A 774-nucleotide genomic window follows, 5' to 3' on the forward strand; every position below is an offset into this window, starting at 1 on the left:
GAGCTGGAGGACATCGCCGCCGAGGTCACCGAAAAGCAGGTGGACGGCGTCATCGTCTCCAACACCACCATCTCCCGACCGCCATTGCGCAGTAGCCACAACGCGCGCGAGACCGGGGGACTCTCCGGCAAGCCGCTGTTCGAGCGTTCGACCATCGTGCTGGCGAAGATGCGCAAGCTGCTCGGACCGGACCGCGCCATCATTGGCGTCGGCGGCGTTGGACAAGGTCCGTGCGGGTGCTGATCTGGTCCAGCTCTACACCGGCATGATTTATGCCGGGCCTTCACTGCCAGGCCGTATCCTTTCCGGAATGGTCCGTTTCGTCGAAAAGGAACGGCTGAAGTCGATTTGCGAGTTGCGCGGCAGCCGCCTCGACTTCTGGGCGTCCAGGCAACTCTGAGCCTGCTCTCAGGAGCGTAGATTGCGGCTGACGGCCCGCTCGCAAATGGCGCCGCCGATGGCAGGCAACACGCCGAAGAGAAGCAATTGCGCGGTGCCGCCGATGCCAGAAACCGCGGAGAGAATGAACGTAGCGAGCAATCCCAGCGCCGCGCCCAAGACATATGGCAGGTAGCTTCGCATAAGCTCGCCCTGGAACAATTGGTGCATCAAGTCTGTCGGAAATCGACTGGAAGTGCAAGTGCATCCGACCGCACAGCAGGGCAACGAACTCGGTTTAACGGGTTGCTTCGGAGCCTCGCCGGCGCATTGGCTGACGTAGCATCAAACGAAAAACCCGCCTGTGCGGCGGGTCACTGGCGCAAATCAGCACCA

Annotated in this window: 1 protein-coding gene and 1 pseudogene; one reads left to right on the forward strand and one right to left on the reverse strand. The window is 61.9% G+C overall.

The window, feature by feature from the left end; genetic code table 11:
- Window positions 1-400 (forward strand): annotated as a pseudogene (locus EOC06_RS38090) (dihydroorotate dehydrogenase (quinone)); the annotation flags it as partial.
- An 8-nt stretch (window positions 401-408) separates the two neighbouring features.
- Here EOC06_RS38090 and EOC06_RS38095 read toward each other — a convergent pair.
- Window positions 409-582: a hypothetical protein gene (locus tag EOC06_RS38095; RefSeq protein ID WP_206631378.1), complete on the reverse strand. Its 174-nt coding sequence runs from the start codon at window positions 580-582 to the stop codon at window positions 409-411.
- Window positions 583-774: the final 192 nt, after the last annotated feature.

This window comes from Mesorhizobium sp. M7A.F.Ca.MR.362.00.0.0 (genome assembly GCF_004023175.1).
GTDB lineage: Bacteria > Pseudomonadota > Alphaproteobacteria > Rhizobiales > Rhizobiaceae > Mesorhizobium.

Bases quoted from the DNA above. Each gene is read 5' to 3' on its own strand.
- EOC06_RS38095 (WP_206631378.1), bottom strand. From the start codon at position 582: ATGCGAAGCTACCTGCCATATGTCTTGGGCGCGGCGCTGGGATTGCTC.